General features: G+C 68.6%; 16 protein-coding genes. 12 read left to right on the top strand and 4 right to left on the bottom strand.

Going from position 1 to position 16208, the window contains the following annotated elements:
• Positions 1-67 precede the first annotated feature (67 nt).
• Positions 68-457, bottom strand: a complete 390-nt coding sequence (locus B161_RS0109070; protein WP_018633077.1) for a MerR family transcriptional regulator — start codon at positions 455-457, stop codon at positions 68-70.
• 195 nt (positions 458-652) lie between these two features.
• Here B161_RS0109070 and B161_RS0109075 point away from each other — a divergent pair, with 195 nt between their 5' ends.
• Positions 653-2362: a hypothetical protein gene (locus tag B161_RS0109075; protein ID WP_026310310.1), complete on the top strand. Its 1710-nt coding sequence runs from the start codon at positions 653-655 to the stop codon at positions 2360-2362.
• A gap of 130 nt (positions 2363-2492) precedes the next feature.
• Here the strand turns inward: B161_RS0109075 and B161_RS0109080 are convergent, their stop codons facing one another.
• The gene (locus tag B161_RS0109080) at positions 2493-2987 is read right to left on the bottom strand and encodes an RT0821/Lpp0805 family surface protein (RefSeq protein ID WP_018633078.1); all 495 of its coding nucleotides are present in this window, start codon (positions 2985-2987) and stop codon (positions 2493-2495) included.
• 186 nt (positions 2988-3173) lie between these two features.
• On the opposite strand from B161_RS0109080, the gene pdxH reads away from it, so the two are divergent.
• The 10 genes from pdxH to B161_RS0109130 all read left to right on the top strand — a co-directional run bounded on the left by pdxH (position 3174) and on the right by B161_RS0109130 (position 13194).
• Entirely contained in the window at positions 3174-3878 is a 705-nt protein-coding gene (gene pdxH / locus B161_RS0109085) for a pyridoxamine 5'-phosphate oxidase (protein WP_018633079.1), read from the top strand.
• Between the two features lie 111 nt (positions 3879-3989).
• On the top strand, positions 3990-4742 hold the full coding sequence (locus B161_RS0109090) for an SDR family NAD(P)-dependent oxidoreductase (protein WP_018633080.1): 753 nt from the start codon (positions 3990-3992) through the stop codon (positions 4740-4742).
• Complete coding sequence (locus B161_RS0109095; protein ID WP_018633081.1) at positions 4735-5982, top strand: MFS transporter; 1248 nt, start codon at positions 4735-4737, stop codon at positions 5980-5982. Before B161_RS0109090 ends, B161_RS0109095 begins: the two co-directional genes overlap by 8 nt.
• Before the next feature lie 75 nt (positions 5983-6057).
• Entirely contained in the window at positions 6058-7320 is a 1263-nt protein-coding gene (ilvA, locus tag B161_RS0109100; protein ID WP_018633082.1) for a threonine ammonia-lyase IlvA, read from the top strand.
• A 139-nt stretch (positions 7321-7459) separates the two neighbouring features.
• The gene (locus B161_RS18840) at positions 7460-8746 is read left to right on the top strand and encodes a tetratricopeptide repeat protein (RefSeq protein WP_018633083.1); all 1287 of its coding nucleotides are present in this window, start codon (positions 7460-7462) and stop codon (positions 8744-8746) included.
• 93 nt (positions 8747-8839) lie between these two features.
• Positions 8840-9676: an enoyl-ACP reductase FabI gene (fabI, locus tag B161_RS0109110; protein WP_026310313.1), complete on the top strand. Its 837-nt coding sequence runs from the start codon at positions 8840-8842 to the stop codon at positions 9674-9676.
• Entirely contained in the window at positions 9676-10794 is a 1119-nt protein-coding gene (locus B161_RS17585; RefSeq protein WP_018633085.1) for a hypothetical protein, read from the top strand. Before fabI ends, B161_RS17585 begins: the two co-directional genes overlap by 1 nt.
• 2 nt (positions 10795-10796) lie before the next feature.
• Positions 10797-11495, top strand: a complete 699-nt coding sequence (locus B161_RS0109120) for an HAD-IA family hydrolase (RefSeq protein WP_018633086.1) — start codon at positions 10797-10799, stop codon at positions 11493-11495.
• On the top strand, positions 11492-12208 hold the full coding sequence (locus B161_RS0109125) for an ATP12 family chaperone protein (protein WP_018633087.1): 717 nt from the start codon (positions 11492-11494) through the stop codon (positions 12206-12208). The genes B161_RS0109120 and B161_RS0109125 overlap by 4 nt, the downstream gene beginning before the upstream one ends.
• Before the next feature lie 182 nt (positions 12209-12390).
• Positions 12391-13194: an alpha/beta fold hydrolase gene (locus B161_RS0109130; protein WP_018633088.1), complete on the top strand. Its 804-nt coding sequence runs from the start codon at positions 12391-12393 to the stop codon at positions 13192-13194.
• A gap of 143 nt (positions 13195-13337) precedes the next feature.
• Here the strand turns inward: B161_RS0109130 and B161_RS0109135 are convergent, their stop codons facing one another.
• Together B161_RS0109135 and B161_RS0109140 are read right to left on the bottom strand one after the other, a co-directional pair.
• Positions 13338-14024, bottom strand: a complete 687-nt coding sequence (locus B161_RS0109135; protein WP_018633089.1) for an O-methyltransferase — start codon at positions 14022-14024, stop codon at positions 13338-13340.
• A 1-nt stretch (position 14025) separates the two neighbouring features.
• A complete protein-coding gene (locus B161_RS0109140; RefSeq protein ID WP_026310316.1) occupies positions 14026-14526 on the bottom strand; it encodes a DUF1178 family protein in 501 nt (166 codons plus the stop codon).
• A 167-nt stretch (positions 14527-14693) separates the two neighbouring features.
• Between B161_RS0109140 and B161_RS17590 the strand changes: the two genes are divergently transcribed.
• On the top strand, positions 14694-16091 hold the full coding sequence (locus B161_RS17590) for a sensor histidine kinase (protein ID WP_240471616.1): 1398 nt from the start codon (positions 14694-14696) through the stop codon (positions 16089-16091).
• Positions 16092-16208: the final 117 nt, after the last annotated feature.

A 16208-nucleotide genomic window follows, 5' to 3' on the forward strand; every position in this document is an offset into this window, starting at 1 on the left:
GCGCGCTGATTTCGCGTTGGAGGCGCGGGCGGCCTGCGCCGCCCGGCGTCGTCGGCTCCGGGGGGCGTCAGCGCGCGCCGGAGCCCGAAATGGTGCGGCGGGCCTCGGCCATCTGAGCTTCCAGCTCGTCGATGGCTTCGGTCAGCTCGTCGCGCTGAGCGCGCATCATCTCCAGCCGGGCGTCGGCCTTGACGAGCGTGGCGCTGAGCTGGCGCAGCCGATTCTCAGGCTGGCCGTGGTCGTAGAGGTCGAGCAGCTCGCGGATGTCCGCGAGGCTGAAGCCGAAGCGTTTGCCGCGCAGAATCAACTTCAGCCGCGCGCGGTCGCGCGGGGTGAAGCGGCGGCGCTCGCCTTCTCGGCCGGGGTGGAGCAGCCCTTTGGCTTCATAGAAGCGCAGGGTGCGCGGGGTGACCCCGAATTCGCGGCAAAGCGCCGTGATGGTGTAGATTTCGGTCATGCGTAGCCTTGGCCGAAAGGAGGGGGGCGACGGATTCAGTCTTTCGTATTTTGACGTTTACGTCAACATGCTTCGCGGCGAAAACCCCCTTCTTAGGCGCGGTTCTTTCTCCGAACGTCAAACGTTAGAAGGTTTTTAAGGCGCTCAGGGTTACCTCATTTCCCGAAAGCTCCGCTCCGCAGACGGAACCCCGACATGACCGATCCGAACCGCGACCACCCGCCCGCCTCCGCACCTCAGCGCCATTTCGCGCATGAGGAGCCGGGGGTCGCGCCGGACGCCGCCGCTCTGGCGTTGCGCGACATGGCTCAACGCCTCAAACGCACGGAGGAACGGTCGGAGAAGGCCTTTGGGGCCGTCGGCGACAATCTCCGTCGAATTCTAGCCCGCCTTGACGAGGTGGAGCGCAAGATGGAGGCGGGAAACGGCTCTGCGGGCGCCGAATCCTCCGCGTCCTCCAGCGCGCAAACCGCCCAGATCGAGGCCTTAGCTCAGAGGCTTGAGGATATGTCCGACGCCTTAGCCGCCGCTTCGGGCGACATCGAATCGCTGCGCCGCCGCATCGAGCAGGGCGGGAGCTCTCCCGCCGCCGCCGAAGGCGCCGCAGGCGCCGCGCCGCCCAACGCCGAACTCATGCGCGCCCTCAACGCCAGACTGGAGCAGACCCGAGCCGAAGCCGCCCGCGCGGGCGGCTCGGCCGAACGCGCCGCCCGCGAGGCTCTGGCGCAGGCGGGCGAATCGAATCGGCGGGCGGACGAGGTCTCCGCCAAGCTGAGCCGGGCTTTGGCCAGCGTGGCCGCCCGCGTGGACGCCTTTGAGAAACGCGTGGCCGCGCCGCCGCCCGTCGGGGCCGCGCCTTTGGGCCTCGCCGCGTCGGGGCTGGCCTCTGCGCCGGGCGTCGCGCCCGCCTATGAGCCGGGCTTCGAAGCGCCGGACGATTACGGACATAAGGACGTCGCGCCCTATGTGGCCCGCGTCGAGCGCGAGCTCGACGCCGCCGCTTCGCGGGGCTCCAATTTCTTCGACCGCATCGCCGCCGCCGCCGAAGCGCGCGTCAATGTGGGGCGCATGCCGCGCGCCAAGGAGAACGAAGGCTATGTGACGGATCGGGCCGCCGCGCAGCCCGCGCCGGAGCCCGCCCCCTATGAGCCGCCTCCCCCTCGCGCCGAACCCCGCGCCGAGGCTCCGCCGCCCCGGATGGACCCGCGCGCCGCGGTCGCCGCCGCCGCGGCGGCTCAGCCCCGCCGCGAGCCCGAGCCCGCGCCGCATGATCCGGCGATGGCGGAGGGCGACGAGGAGGCTTACGGCGTCGGCGATCTCGCGGTGGTGCCGGGCCGCAAGGCGAAATCGGCCAACGGACGCGCCGCCGCCAATCCCCGCAACGAATTCGACGCCGCCTTCTCCGACGAGGAGGAGGCCGCCGCCGACGTGAGCGTGGGCGATTTGCGCAATCGTCTGCGCAGCGCGCCCTCCGCCCCCGCCGAAGCGGGCGAGGAGGAGAAAGGCCGCGGACGCCGCGGCAAGGCCAGACCCGCGAAGCCCGCCAAAGCCGCCGCCGCCGCCGTCGAGGCGGAGGAGGAGGCGCCCAAGAAGCGCGGCGGCCTTTTCGGCTTTCTGAAGCGCGGCAAGGCCAAGGACGAAGACGAGGAGCATGAAGAGGAGGAGGCGCCCGCGCCGCGCGGCCGGAAAGCCGCGAAGGCCGCGCCGCCCGTCGGCAAACGCCTGCGCGCCGCCGATAAGGCCGCCCTCGACGCCTTCGACGAGGATCTCGACGAGGATGAAGAAGAGGATTGGGAGGACGAGGTGTCGCGCGGACGCGGCAAACGGCTCCTCGTTCTGCTCGCCTTGCTGCTGCTCGCGGCGGCGGCCGGCTTCGTCCTGATGAAGATGCGGGGCGGCGCCTGAGCGCCTCCCCAGCCCCTTGAGGACGCCCAAAGGAAAACCCCCGCCGAGAAGCTCGGCGGGGGTTTTTCGCGTTTCGTCCGATCCTGAGGAAGCGCCCGGCCGCCCCTAAGGGCCGCCGGGCCGCGCCGGATCAGCTGCTGACGGTGCGCCAGTCGCCGTTGTCCTGCTTGCACATGGTGCCGCTGTCGGTGAAGGGCTGGCCCTGAGCGGTGTAGATCTGGTGCTGGTAGTTGGTGCAGAGACGACCATATTGGTCGTGGAAATACTGCGGCGCCGGGGTGAAGGTGCCGCGGGCGCCCGTCTCCGGGTTGCTCCAGGTGGTGGCCTGGCGCGTCTCCAGAGACTGCAGCGCGGTGTTCTGCGCGTAGACCTGATCCTGCTGGCTCAGATGCTGGCCGATCTGATTGCCGAGCACGCCGCCGATCAGAACGCCCGCGAGCGTCGCGACGGTGCGGCCGCGGCCGCCGCCGAACTGGTTGCCGATCAGGCCGCCGGCGACCGCGCCGCCCAAGGTGCCGAGGGCGGCGCCGCCGCCGGTGCTGCCGCCGCCGCCGTAGCCGGTGTTCTGGCAAGCCGCGAGGGAGCCGGCCAACAGGAGGGCGGCGGGAATGCGAAGGCGCTTCATGTGGCGTCTCTCCATCCATATAAGAAGGGAGCGGGAGGCGAATCGCGTCCGGGGCCCAGAGCCCGCATCGCAACAAGGAACCCCGCGTCACCTCGAAACTTCGTCAAAGGCGCGAGGGCCCAGCTCAGAGATAGGCCGGAATTCCCGCGCGCCTTGGGGATATAAGCTTTTCAAAGGTCCGATTCAATGCGTGCAAAGGATGGTTTCGCCGGGACTGCCGGGACTCTCGTTGAAACGGGGGGCGTTGAAACGGGAGGCGCTGAAACGGGAGGCGCTGAAACGGGAGGTCTGGATCTCGCGGCCGATCCCTTCGATCTGGCGCGCGGATGGCTGGAGGAGGCCGCCGGGGCCGAAATCAACGATCCGAACGCCATAGCCCTCGCCACCGTGGATTCCGGAGGGCTGCCCAACGTCCGCATGGTGCTGCTCAAGGAGATCGACGGAAAAGGCGCGGCGGGAGGCTTCGTCTTCTACACCAACGCCGAAAGCGCCAAAGGCGCGGAGCTTCTGGGGCAGGGCAAGGCCGCCTTCGTCGCCCATTGGAAGAGCCTGCGGCGGCAAGTCCGGGCGCGGGGGCTCGTCGAGCGGGTTTCGCCCGAGGAATCCGACGCTTATTTCCGGAGCCGCGCCTATCAAAGCCGCATCGGCGCTTGGGCCTCGCGGCAGTCGCGGCCTCTAGAGTCGCGGGCGGCGCTGATCGCCGAAGCCGAGCGCTACGCCGCGCTTTATCCGGAGAATCCGCCGCGTCCGCCTTATTGGGGCGGCTTCCGCCTCCGGCCTCTGGAGATCGAGCTCTGGCGCGACGGCGAATTCCGGCTGCACGACCGCTTCCTCTGGCGGCGGGAGTCCGTCGATTCCGGGGAGTGGCGCGCGACGCGGCTGAATCCCTGAGGGCTCCGCCCCTCCCCGCGACCCCCCGAAAGCCGGAGGCCGCCTTGCTGGAAGGCGGCTTTCTTTCTTTTCCCCGCCCGATATGATCGGTCGCTTCAGGAGACTCTCCCTATGTCCGATCCGGCCTCCAACGCTCCGCAAAAGATTCTGCTGCTCACCGGCGCCAGCCGCGGCATCGGCCACGCCACGGTGAAGCGTTTTTCTTCGGCGGGCTGGCGGGTGATCGCCTGCTCGCGCCACGCCGTGCCTGAAGACTGTCCTTGGGCGCAGGGCGCCGAAGACCATGTTCAGGTCGATCTCGGCGATCCCGCCGACACGCTCCGCGCGGTCGAGGACATCCGCCGCCGTCTGCCGCATGGGCGGCTCGACGCTCTGGTGAACAACGCCGGAATCTCGCCCAAAGGTCCGGGCGGGGCGCGGCTCGACACGATTTCGACCGAAATCGACCTCTGGAAGCAGGTGTTTCAGGTCAACCTCTTCGCGCCGGTGATGCTGGCGCGCGGACTTCTGCCGGAATTGCGCGAAGCCAAGGGCGCGGTGGTCAACGTGACCTCCATCGCGGGCAGCCGGGTGCACCCCTTCGCGGGGGCCGCCTACGCCACCTCCAAGGCGGGGCTGGCGCGGCTGACCCGCGAGATGGCTTCCGATTTCGGCCCGCACGGCGTGCGGGTCAACGCCATAGCCCCCGGCGAGATCGACACCGCGATCCTCTCGCCGGGGACTGAAAAGCTCATCGCCGAGATCCCCTTGCGCCGCCTCGGACGGCCCGAGGAGGTCGCTCGGACGATTTATTATCTCTGCACCTCGGAAAGCGCCTACGTCACGGGCGCCGAGATCGAAATCAACGGCGGACAACATGTCTGAAGCGACTTCAGGCGGAGCGGAGGGCTTCGCGCCTTCTCCCGCGCCCAATTCTTCCGTTCCCCATCCTTCGGCTCCGGGGCTGGCGATGCCGGTTCTGGGCGCCATGGCGGCGGGCCATTTCCTCAACGATCTGATTCAGGCCGTCGTTCCGGCGGCCTATCCGATGATCCAGCGCGATTATGGTCTGGACTACGCCCAGATCGGCGTGCTGACCATGGCCTATCAGTTCACGGCCTCGCTGCTTCAGCCGGCGGTGGGCTTCCTCACCGACCGGCGTCCGGCGGATTGGGCTTTGCCCGCCGCCATGCTGTTTTCGCTGGCGGGTCTTCTGGCTCTGGCCTTCGTCCAGAGCTATGAGGCGCTTTTCGCGGCGGTGCTGCTGGTGGGGATCGGCTCCTCGATCTTCCATCCCGAGGCCGCGCGGCTGACCCGCATGGCGGCGGGCAAGCGCCTGAGCTTCGCGCAATCGGTGTTTCAGCTCGGGGGCTATTCGGGCACGGCCATGGGGCCTTTGCTGGTGGCCTTCCTCGTGACGCCCTACAGCTTGTCCCGCGCGCTGTGGTTCGTTCCGCTGGCGGCGATCGGCTTCGGGATTCTGATCCTCGGCGTGAAATGGGGCAAGGAGCGCCTGCGCGCCCACGCCGCCGCCCGCAAGACGCTCAAGGCGGCGCATGACTTCTCTCCGGCGAAGGTCTGGGGCACGCTCGGGATTCTGGCGATCCTCGTCTTCGCCTCCAACGCCTATTCGGCGGTGCTCTCGAATTTCTACACCTTCTTCCTGATCGAGAAGTTCCACGTCTCCATCAAGACCTCGCAGATTCTGCTGTTCCTCTTCGCGGCGGCGGTGGCGGCGGGAGTCTTCTTCGGCGGGCTGATCGGCGACCGCATCGGGCGCCGCAGGCTGGCGATCTTCTCGATTCTGGGGGCGGCGCCTCTGGCTCTGGCCTTGCCGCATGTCCCGCTGGTCCCCGCCGTGCTGCTGAGCATGGGCGTGGGCGCGCTGATCGCTTCGGCCTTCCCCTCCATCGTGGTGATGGCTCAGGAGCTTCTGCCGCGCCATGTCGGCTTGGTGACGGGCGGATTCTTCGGCCTGATGTTCGGCGTGGGCGGCATCGCGGCGGCGGCCTTCGGCGGCTACGCCGACACGCATGGCGTGGTCCAGACCTTCCAGATGGCCGGGCTGATTCCCCTGCTCGGCGTCTTCGGCTTCCTGCTGCCGCGGATCGGCGAGACCCGCTGATCCCCTCCCGTCTTTACAACCGGGCGCGAAAAGCGCAGTTCTGCGCCCGGTTCCGAACATCCAAGGCCCTATGCAATGACCGCCGATTCCCTCTCCGACTTCCGCGCCCGCGTCGCCGCCTCCACGGAGGCGCTGCGTCAGCTCTTCCCCGCGACGCCCCTTCAGCGCAACGCCTATCTCTCGGAGAAGATCGGCGCGACGGTCTATCTCAAGCGCGAGGATCTGAGTCCGGTGCGCAGCTATAAGCTGCGCGGCGCCTTCACCTTCATGCGCAAACATATCGCCTCGGCGGGGAAGGGGGCGCATTTCTGCGCCGCCTCGGCGGGGAACCACGCTCAGGGCTTCGCCATGGCCTGCCAGCATTTCGGCGCCAAGGGCCGCATCTTCATGCCGGTGACCACGCCGAAGCAGAAGATCGACAAGACCAAGATGTTCGGCGGCGACGCCGTGGAGATCGTGTTGACCGGCGATTTCTTCGACGAATGCTACGCCGCCGCCAAAGCCTACGCCGCTTCGGGCGCCGCCGAGATGGCCCCGCCCTTCGACGACGCCGACGTCATCGAGGGCCAAGCCACCATCGGTCTGGAGATCGAGGGCCAGATGGGCGGCAAGCTGCCCGACGTGCTGATCGCTCCGGTGGGCGGCGGCGGGCTCGCGGCGGGGCTGACGCGCTTCTTCGAGGGCCGCGAGGGCATGCGTCTGCGCTTCGCCGAGCCTCTGGGCGCGGCGGGGCTCCACGCCAGCCTCAAAGCCGGACGCCTGACCAAGCTGCCGCGCATCGACGGCTTCGCCGACGGCGCCGCCGTGGCCGAGATCGGAACTCTGAATTTCGAGATCCTCAAGCGCCATTCGCCGCAATCGGTGACGCTCTGCCCCGAGGGGCGGCTTTGCCAGACCATGCTGGAGATGCTCAACGTCGAGGGCGTGGTGCTGGAGCCCGCCGGAGCCCTCTCCATCGATTCCCTGCGCGATCTGCGCGAGGAGCTGCGCGGCAAGACCGTGGTGGCGGTGGTCTCGGGCGGGAATTTCGACTTCGAGCGTCTGCCGGACGTGCGCGAGCGCGCTTTGCGCTTCGAGGGGAAGAAGAAATACTTCATCCTGCGTCTGCCGCAGCGCCCCGGCGCGCTCCGCGACTTCCTCGATCTGCTCGGGCCGGACGACGACATCGCCCGCTTCGAATATCTCAAGAAGACCTCGCGGGAATACGGCTCGATCCTGCTCGGGGTGGAGACCGGCGACGCGCAGAATTTCCGTGTCCTTATGGAACGTTTCGCCGCGAAGGGCGTCAAAGTCGAGGACATCACCGACGATCAGCTGATTTCCGATTTAATCGTTTAATTCGCAAATCTGCTCCAAAATGGCTTGAACTTTGCTGGATTGACCGGAACACTCGAAGGGTGGGCCGGTTTTCAGTGTGATGCGTGAGCGGCTCGTCCCAAATCTGGCCATTTTTGGTCCGTTTCGGAAAGACCGCGCCATGCAGATCACGAATTTTCGCCTCATCCGCGCCTCCGTCGCGCTTCCGTCGCGGTCTCTGCTGCTCGGAGCCCTGTTTCTCGGCGCGAGCGCGTCTTTGGCGCCGCTTTCGGCTCAGGCCGCCGGGGAGGATCTCGCCGCCGCGGCCTTCGAGCGTCGTGATTTCGCCGCCGCCGCCGAACTCTGGGAGGAGCGCGCCAATCAGGGCGACATGGAGGCCACCAGCCAGCTCGGGAATCTTTATCGTCTGGGGCTGGGCGTGCGGCGCGACCCCGAGCGGGCGCGGAATCTGCTGCGCCTCGCCGCCGACGCGGGAGTCTCGGAGGCGCAGATCAGCCTCGGGCTGATGCATGTGAAGGGCGAAGGCGTCCCCGTCGACGGCGCCGAGGGCGCCCGCTGGATCCGTCGCGCCGCCGATCAGGGCGACGCCGCCGGGCAATATAACCTCGCGCTGCTCTATGAAAACGGCATCGGGATGCAAAAAGACCTCGGGCAGGCCCGCCGCTGGCTGCAAAGCGCCGCCAGCCAGGGCCACGCCCGCGCTTTGGAGCGTCTGGAGAGCCTGAGCGCCGCCGCCGCGACCGAAACGCCGACCCCCGCGGCGGAGGGCGGCGCGCGTCCCGGCCCCACGGCGGCGCGGGCTCAGGCCGAAGAGGAGGGGGCGCCGACGCCCTCCATTCTGCGCATCCGCCCCGACGGGCAAGCCGCCCCTGCGGCGGGCGCGGCGGCGGAATCCGGATCCGGGGGCGGCATGACCATCCGCCGCTCGGGAGAGGAGGAGGCGCCCGCCCAAACCGCCGCTCCGACCGGGCCCAGAGTCGCTGCGGCTCCGGCCCAGCCCTCCGCGCCCTCGGTCCAGACGACCGCGCCCAAGGCGCCCGCCCAAGCCGAGCCTCCGGCCGCGACGACCCGCGTCGCCGTCGCGACGCCCGCGACTGGGGCGGCCGGGACGGCGCCCGCCTCCGCCGCTTCGGCTCAGCCTCAGACTCCGGCGCAGGCCGCTCTGGCGGCCTATGAGCGCGGCGATTACGAATCCGCCTTGCGGCTTTGGGCGCCTCTGGCGGCGAAGGGCGATTCCGAGGCCTCCTTCCGGCTCGGGCGCATGGCCAATCGCGGCGAGGGCGGCGCGCAGGACGTGGAGGCCGCCTGGATGCTCTGGCGCGCGGCGGCGGCCAAGGGCCATCGCGGGGCCGTGACGGCGCTGCATAATCTGGCCATCCGTATGGACCCGGCGGATCTCGACCGTCTGGAGACCGCCTTCGCCGCGCAGGAGCGAGAAGGACGCTGACAGGCCGAACGCGGGACGCTATAAGCCTTGGTTCTTGAGCGCGCCCCCAAGGGGCTGAAAGGCCCTTTTCGGGCCGCGAGGGACGAGGTCTGAATGTCGTCGCACCACCAGGGTTTCATGGCCGGCAAGCGCGGGCTGGTGATGGGAGTCGCCAACGATAAATCCATCGCTTGGGCCATCTCCAAAGCCTGCGCCGAGCAGGGGGCCGAACTGGCCTTCACCTTTCAGGGCGAGGCGCTGAAGAAGCGCGTCGTCCCGCTGGCCGCGAGCCTGGGCAGCGATTTCGTGCTGCCTTGCGACGTCACGGACGCCGCCAGCCTCGACGCCGTTTTCGAAGAGATTCAAAAGCGCTGGGGCAAGCTCGACTTCGTGCTGCACGCTGTGGCCTTCTCCGACAAGAACGAGCTGAAAGGCCGCTACGTCGAGACCAGTTCGGCGAATTTCGATCTGACCATGAACGTGAGCTGCTACAGCTTCACCGCCGTGGCTCAGCGCGCCGAGCCGCTGATGACCGAGGGCGGATCTCTGGTCACCCTGACCTATTACGGCGCCGAGCGCGTCATGCCCCATTACAACGTGATGGGCGTGGCCAAGGCCGCCCTTGAGGCCAGCGTGCGCTATCTCGCGATGGATCTCGGGCCGAAGAACATCCGCGTCAACGCCTTGTCGGCGGGGCCGATGAAGACTCTGGCGGCTTCGGGCATCGGAGATTTCCGCTATATCCTGAAATGGAACGAATATAATTCGCCCCTGCGCCGCAACGTGACTCAGGACGACGTGGGCCGCTCGGGGCTTTACCTCCTCAGCGATCTTTCGTCGGGCGTCACCGGCGAGACCCATCACGTCGATTGCGGTTATCACGTCGTCGGCATGAAGGCCGAGGACGCGCCGGACATCTCCGTGCATCGCCCTGAGGCTGAAGCGACCTGATGTCTCCCCTCGACGCGCGCCGGATGTCTCAGGAGGAGGCGCGGGAGGCTCAGGCCGACCGCAGCCGCCGCTATCTGGAGCTGGCGCGCGCGCGGCGCTTTCTGCCGGAAAAAATCTCGCCCTTCTACCGGCGCAAGCTGGAGGAGGAATTCGAGGCGCTCGGCTCCTTCGAGGGGCCTTTGGCGCGGGGGGCTTTGGCCTCCGAGGATCGGCTGAGCCTCTCGGCGCCTCATGAGATCGCCGATTGGGTGGACGACCGCTCCAACACCCCCGAGGGCGGCGAAGACGCGACCATCCGCAAATACGCCGACCGGGTGCTTTTCACCCCGACCTCGATCTGCGCGGGCCATTGCCTTTATTGCTTCCGGCAGGACATCCTCGCCGAACGCCACGAACGCGAGGATTACGCCTTCGACGTCCGGCTCGCCCGGCTGGAGGCGCTGCTCGACGCCGAGCCCGCCTTGCGCGAGGTGGTGATCTCGGGCGGCGATCCTCTGACTTTGCCCGCGGCGGCTCTGCGGCGGGTGCTGGAGGCGGTGACGGCGCGTCCGGGCCTGCGGGCGCCGCGGGTCCATAGCCGCGCGCCGATCTTCGCGCCGCAAAGCGTCACCGCCGCCAAGGCCGCCGCTCTGGGGGCGGCGCGGGCGCGGCTGGTGCTGCATGTCGTCCATCCCTATGAGATTTGCGGCGAGGTCGAGGCGGGCCTGCGCAAGCTTCAGGCGGAGGGCGTGCGGCTCTATAATCAATTCCCGCTCTTGCGCGGCGTGAACGATCATCCCGAGGTTCTGGCGCGCATCGTCGAGAAGCTGGACGATCTCGGCGTGCGCACGCTCTCGGTCTTCGTGCCGGAGCCCATCCACGGCTCGGCGGCCTATCGCGTGAGTCTGGCGCGGATCGAAACCATCTGGCGCGAATTCCGTCAGACGAATCCCTCATGGATCAGCGCCATACGTCTGGCGCTCGACAGCCCGCTCGGAAAAGCGCAGCTTGAGGATCTCCTGCGCCGTGAAGGCGATTGGGCGATCTTCCGCCGCCTTCAGGGCGAAATCCGCTATCCCGACTTCCCCGCCGAACTCGATCAGCCGGGAAGCCTAGAGACGCTGCTTTGGAAAGGTTGAGCATGTCCCGATCCGCCGCCCCCCTGAAGCTGGCCATCTTCGATTTCGACGGCACCTTGGTGGACAGCGGCGCCGTGATCGTCTCGAACATGCAGGAATCCTTCCGTCGGGCTGGTTTGGAGCCTCCGGCGCCTGCGGCCTGTCTGCGGGTGGTGGGGCTTTCGCTCTCCGACGCCGTGGCCGCCATCGAGCCCAATCCGCCCGCCGATCTCGTCGAGACCATCGTCGACCATTACCGCGCCCGCTTTCAGGAGCGCCGCCGCACCGGCGAGGCCGATTCCGAGCTTTTCCCCGGCGCATGGGCCGCCGTCGAGCGGCTGAAGGCGCGGGGGGCGCTGATCGGCGCGGCGACGGGGAATTCGCGGCGCGGACTTGAACTCGTGCTGGAGACTCACGGGCTGCGGCCCTTCTTCGACGCCACCCAGACCGCCGACGACGCCCCGAGCAAACCCGATCCGGGCATGATCCTGCATCTGCTCGCCGAAACCGGATGCGCCGCCGAAGAGTCGGTGATGATCGGCGACACGATCTTCGACATCCTCATGGCCAAGGCGGTGCGGGGCTGCAAGGCGGTGGGGGTGACTTGGGGCCATCACGCCGAAGAAGAATTGCGCGCCGCCGGCGCCGACGCGGTGATCCGCGATTTCTCAGAGCTGGATCAGGCTCTGGGCGAGCTTTTCGGAGAAGGAGCGGAGGCGTGAGCGGCGGAATCCTGCGGCCCAAGCGTTTCTGGAAAGAGGCCCGCGCCGAAGAGCGGCCCGAGGGCTTCGCCTTGCTGCTCGACGGGCGCGAGGCGCGGACTCCGGGCAAAAATCTGCTGCTCGCGCCCAATCGCGCTTTCGGCGAGGCTCTGGCCGCCGAATGGGGCGCTCAGGGCGAACATCTCGATTTCGAGACCATCCCGCTGACGCGCGTCTTGAATCTGGTCATCGACCGTCTGCCCGAGACCCGCGAGGCCGTGATCGACGACGCGGCGGCCTATGGCGGCTCCGACGCTCTGGCCCATCGCACGGATGAGGGCGAATTGGCGGATCTGGAGCGCGAGGCTTGGGATCCTCTGCTCGCTTGGGCCGCCGAGGCTCTGGGCGCGCGGCTGGAGCCGGTCGCGGGGATCATGCCTAAGGATCAAGCGCCGGAGGCTCTGGCGGCTTTGCGGGCGGCGGTCGCGGAGCTCTCCGGCCTCCGGCTGATCGCGCTGCATGAATTGACGACGCTGTCCGGCTCGCTGGTGCTGGCTCTGGCGGTTGCGCGGGGGCGCGTGACGCCGGAGGAGGGCTGGCGTCTGGCGATGCTCGGCGAGGAATGGCAGGCCCTCCGCTGGGGCCGCGACGAAGAGGCCGAGGCCCGCATGGCCCGCCGCAAAGCGGCCTTCCTCCAAGCCGCCCGGCTTTGGGATCTGGCTGGAGAGGACTGAACGCGCCGCGAGGGGTTTTCTTCGTTGCGGGTTTATGCCAAGAGCGTTTTCCAGCGAAGCCGGAACGGCTGAGCGTCGTGAACATGCGGCCAGATGAAAACCAAGAGCGTTTGAACGATCCCAAAGAATCGGAGAACGCTCAAGTAAAGCCTTCCGCCCCTTCCTCCGCCCGGAGACGCCAGATGATCCCCAGCATTCCGCTCGCCTTCGCCCGTCAGCCCTCAGAGGCGCCGGGGACGCCGGGCGCGCCGCCTTTCGTGGTGGCCCATGGGCTTTACGGTTCGGCGCGCAATTGGGGCTCTTTGGCGCGGGCCTTCGCCCGCAAGCGCGAGACCATCGCGGCGGATCTGCGCGGCCATGGCGACAGCCCGCGCGCTTATCCGATTTCCTATGCGGCCATGGCGGCGGATCTCGGGGCCCTGATCGCGCGCGAGGCGGGCGGCGTGGCGGACGTCCTCGGGCATTCCATGGGCGGCAAGGTCGTCATGACTCTGGCGCTGACCCAGCCGGAGCGCATTCGCCGGCTGATCGTCGCCGACATCGCGCCCAAGACCTATGAGAATCCGCAGCAGGCCGATTACGCCCGCGCCCTGCTGGCGCTGGACCTCGGGAGCCTGACCCGCCGCAGCGAAGCCGACAAGCTCTTGGCGGAGGTCGTCCCGGAGGCGGCGGTGCGGGCCTTCCTGCTGAGCAATCTCGTGGGGAGCCAAGCCGAGGGCTGGCGCTGGCGGGCCGACGTCCGGGGCCTGCTGGAGGCCATGCCGGGGATTCTCGGCTGGGCGCCGCCCGAGGGCGCCAAGCCCTTCGAGGGCGAGACGCTCGTCCTCACCGGCGGAGAGTCGAGCTATGTGCGCCCCGAAGACCGCGAGGGGATTCTCGCGCTCTTTCCCCGCGCGCGGTTTCAGAGCCTCGCGGGGGCGGGCCATTGGCTCCACGCCGATAAGCCGACCGAATTCCGCGAGGCGGTCGAAGCCTTTCTCGCCTGAGGCCGGAGGGCGTCTTCAGCGGCCCGCCGGTTTTTTTGTGGTCGCGCGATTGATCCGAAAAGTCTTTCAACTTTTCGGATCGCGCTGGTCTTTGGGGGGTCGCGCGATTTGTCCGAAAAATCTTTCAACTTTTCGGATCGCGCTCAGGCCTCCACGATTCCGATGACGAGGCCGTCCCAGCCCTTCACGCCGACCGTCTGAAGCCCGGTCGCGGTGAGGCGCTTCTCTTTGGCGAGGGCCTCGAAGAATCGCCGCGTGCCTTGGGTCGCCGTATTGGGATGGTCGGGGTCGATCACGCCGCCGCGCCGCACGACGTTGTCGCAGACCACCAGCCCGCCGGGGCGCGTCAGGCGGATCGCCCAATCGAGATAGGCGGCGTTGGATTCCTTATCGGCGTCGATGAAGACGAAATCAAAAGCCTCATGGCCCTCCAGCTTGGGCAGAGTCTCCAGAGCGGGGCCGACGCGGATCTCGACGAGATCCCCCACGCCCGCCGTTTCGAGGTTCTGTTGCGCGATTTCGGCGTGACGCGGCTGAAACTCCAGCGAGACGAGCTTTCCGCCGGGCGGCAGAGCGCGCGCCAGCCAGATGGCGCTATAGCCGCCGAGCGTCCCGATTTCGAGGATCCGCCGCGCCCCGATCAGCCGCGCGAGGATATGCAGCAGCTTGCCCTGATTGGGGGCCACGTCGATGCTCGGCAGCCCGGCGGCGGCGTTGGCGGCCTGAACCGCCGCAAGGGCCGGATCGGAATCGGGCAGGGCGGCGCTCATATAGGCGTCCACGGCCGCCCAAAGCTCGGGCGAGGTCTGATCGGGGGGATTCTGGCTCATTCTAATTCTCCTCGCGGTCGTCGAACCAGGGCAGGGGAGTCACGGGAGCGCCTTCCTCCAGCAATTCGCGGGTCTCTTCGGGGGTGGCTTCTCCGCGGATGGGTTTGTCTTCGCGCAGGCCCTTATGCATCTCCAGAGCCTGACGCGCGAAGCCCCGGCCGACGTCCTCGGTCTCGGCTTCGATGCGGCGGCGCAGATGGCGCATATGCTCGCGGATTTGGCGGCGCAGACGAATGGCGTCCTCAAGGGGGCCTTCCTCCGCCGGGGGCGGGGGAGCCTCCGGCGTCCCCTCCGCGAGGGCCGGAGCTTGGTCGTGGGTTGAGGCGCGCGTCAGGGCGGGGGCCATGATGGCCTTCTCGACCTTCGTCGAGCCGCAAGAGGGGCAGGAGACGAGTCCGCGGGCCTTTTGATCCTCAAAGGCGGCGCTGTCGGCGAACCAGCCTTCGAATTCATGAGATCCGCCTTCAGAGCCCCCGCCGCAACGCAGACGATAATGGATCACCTTCCAGCCTCCTTGCCCGGCCTGCTCGCGGGGGCTGCGGAGAGAGGGCCGCAGCGCCGTCTTCGAGGCGTCGTTGCTTTCCCGCAAGCTCCATGCTCAAACAGACCGAGCATAAAGCGCGATCCGGATATGGGAAACGCTTTTCCGGGAAAAGCGTGGGCGTGGTCATGCGGTTGGATGCGGCGAACCTCGGCGGATTTCTCTGGGCGCGGGCCGCGCTGGGTCTGGCCTCGGCGGTCGGGGCGGGCTTCGCCTTCGGGCGCGGCTGGCCGCTCCTCGGCCTGCTGGCGACGGCGGTCGCGGCGGCTTTGCTCTGGCGGGCGATCCGGCGCGAGCGCAGAAGGGCGCGCTGGAGCGCGCGTCTGGCGACGCATCCGGCGGGGGAGGGCGGCGCCCATCCTCAGCCCGCTCCGGGGCGCGATCCCGGCGAGGCCTTCGCCGCCGCCACGCGGCTGATCGACGAAGCCCCGCGCGCCATGCTGCTCATCGATTCCGAGGGCGGCGTGGCCTTCGCCAACCACTCCGCCCGGGTTCTGCTGGAGCGCGATCCGGCGGGCCGCCCCCTGACCGCCAGTCTGCGCGATCCGGCTCTGGTCGAGGCTCTGGCCGCCGCTTCTCCCCGCGCCGAGATCGACATCGCCCGCCATGGCCCCGCCGCGCGGCTGATTCAGGCCTGGGTTCGGCCGATTCCGCCCGGCGCCGTCTCTCCGCCCGCGCCCGCGCCCAAGCTCAAGGCGCTGGTGGTGATGGAGGACGTCACCGCCGCCCGCCGCGAAGCCGAGATCCGCACCGAATTCGTCGCCAACGTCAGCCATGAGCTGAAGACGCCTCTGGCGGCCATTCAGGGCCTCGCCGAGACCCTTCAGGGCTCGGCCCGCGAAGATCCCGAGGCGCAGGCGCGGTTTCTGCGCCTCATCGCCGCCCAGACGGGCCGCATGACGCGGCTCGTCGAGGATCTGCTCTCGCTGCGGCGGATCGAGACCGACGAGCATGTCCCGCCGCGCCGCATCGAGGATCTCGGCGCGATTCTCGACGAGGCTTTGTCCGTGGTGCGGCCTCTGGCCGAGGAGCGGGGCATCCGCGTCGAAGCCGATGATTTCTCCGCCTGCCCGCCGATTTACGGCGACCGCGACCAATTGGCGCAACTTTTCGTCAACCTTCTCGACAACGCCGTGAAATACGGCGGCAAGCCCGGCGGGCCTCCGGTGCGGCTCAAGGCGCTGGGCCTGCGCGAAGGGAATCCGCGCCTCGTCGGCGCGGCGGTTCAGGATCGCGGCCCCGGCTTCGAGGATCATGAACGCGCCCGCCTGACGGAAAGATTCTATCGGGTCAGCGCGGCCTCCAGCAAGGCGAAGGGCGGGACGGGGCTTGGCCTCGCCATCGTCAAGCATATCGTCAACCGCCATCGCGGGGTTCTGGAGATCGACGGCGCGCCGGGGAAGGGCGCCCGTTTCGCGGTCTGGCTGCCGACCGCTCCGGCGACGCCCCAGCCTCCCGCCAAGCCCGCCGCCCAACTTGTCGGGGGGGCTGCGAAGGCGGGCGCGGGCGCCCGCGCCGGGGCCTGATCGCGGCCGGATTTTGTTGCGGCGCCGAAGGGCGTCGCCGAAACATGACGGTCCTGTCACAAAATCATCGCAAAGCGCGCGGTAGGAGGAGCGCGGGTCCGAGGCCCCACCCGCCTC

Source organism: Neomegalonema perideroedes DSM 15528 (assembly GCF_000374145.1).
GTDB classification, from domain to species: Bacteria; Pseudomonadota; Alphaproteobacteria; order Rhodobacterales; family Rhodobacteraceae; genus Neomegalonema; species Neomegalonema perideroedes.

Coding starts and splice junctions, on each gene's coding strand:
- B161_RS0109075 (WP_026310310.1), top strand. CDS start 653: ATGACCGATCCGAACCGCGACCACCCGCCCGCCTCCGCACCTCAGCGC.
- B161_RS0109095 (WP_018633081.1), top strand. CDS start 4,735: ATGTCTGAAGCGACTTCAGGCGGAGCGGAGGGCTTCGCGCCTTCTCCC.
- B161_RS17590 (WP_240471616.1), top strand. CDS start 14,694: ATGCGGTTGGATGCGGCGAACCTCGGCGGATTTCTCTGGGCGCGGGCC.
- B161_RS0109070 (WP_018633077.1), bottom strand. CDS start 457: ATGACCGAAATCTACACCATCACGGCGCTTTGCCGCGAATTCGGGGTC.
- B161_RS0109135 (WP_018633089.1), bottom strand. CDS start 14,024: ATGAGCCAGAATCCCCCCGATCAGACCTCGCCCGAGCTTTGGGCGGCC.
- ilvA (WP_018633082.1), top strand. CDS start 6,058: ATGACCGCCGATTCCCTCTCCGACTTCCGCGCCCGCGTCGCCGCCTCC.
- B161_RS0109090 (WP_018633080.1), top strand. CDS start 3,990: ATGTCCGATCCGGCCTCCAACGCTCCGCAAAAGATTCTGCTGCTCACC.
- fabI (WP_026310313.1), top strand. CDS start 8,840: ATGTCGTCGCACCACCAGGGTTTCATGGCCGGCAAGCGCGGGCTGGTG.
- B161_RS0109130 (WP_018633088.1), top strand. CDS start 12,391: ATGATCCCCAGCATTCCGCTCGCCTTCGCCCGTCAGCCCTCAGAGGCG.
- B161_RS0109120 (WP_018633086.1), top strand. CDS start 10,797: ATGTCCCGATCCGCCGCCCCCCTGAAGCTGGCCATCTTCGATTTCGAC.
- pdxH (WP_018633079.1), top strand. CDS start 3,174: ATGCGTGCAAAGGATGGTTTCGCCGGGACTGCCGGGACTCTCGTTGAA.
- B161_RS17585 (WP_018633085.1), top strand. CDS start 9,676: ATGTCTCCCCTCGACGCGCGCCGGATGTCTCAGGAGGAGGCGCGGGAG.
- B161_RS18840 (WP_018633083.1), top strand. CDS start 7,460: ATGCAGATCACGAATTTTCGCCTCATCCGCGCCTCCGTCGCGCTTCCG.
- B161_RS0109080 (WP_018633078.1), bottom strand. CDS start 2,987: ATGAAGCGCCTTCGCATTCCCGCCGCCCTCCTGTTGGCCGGCTCCCTC.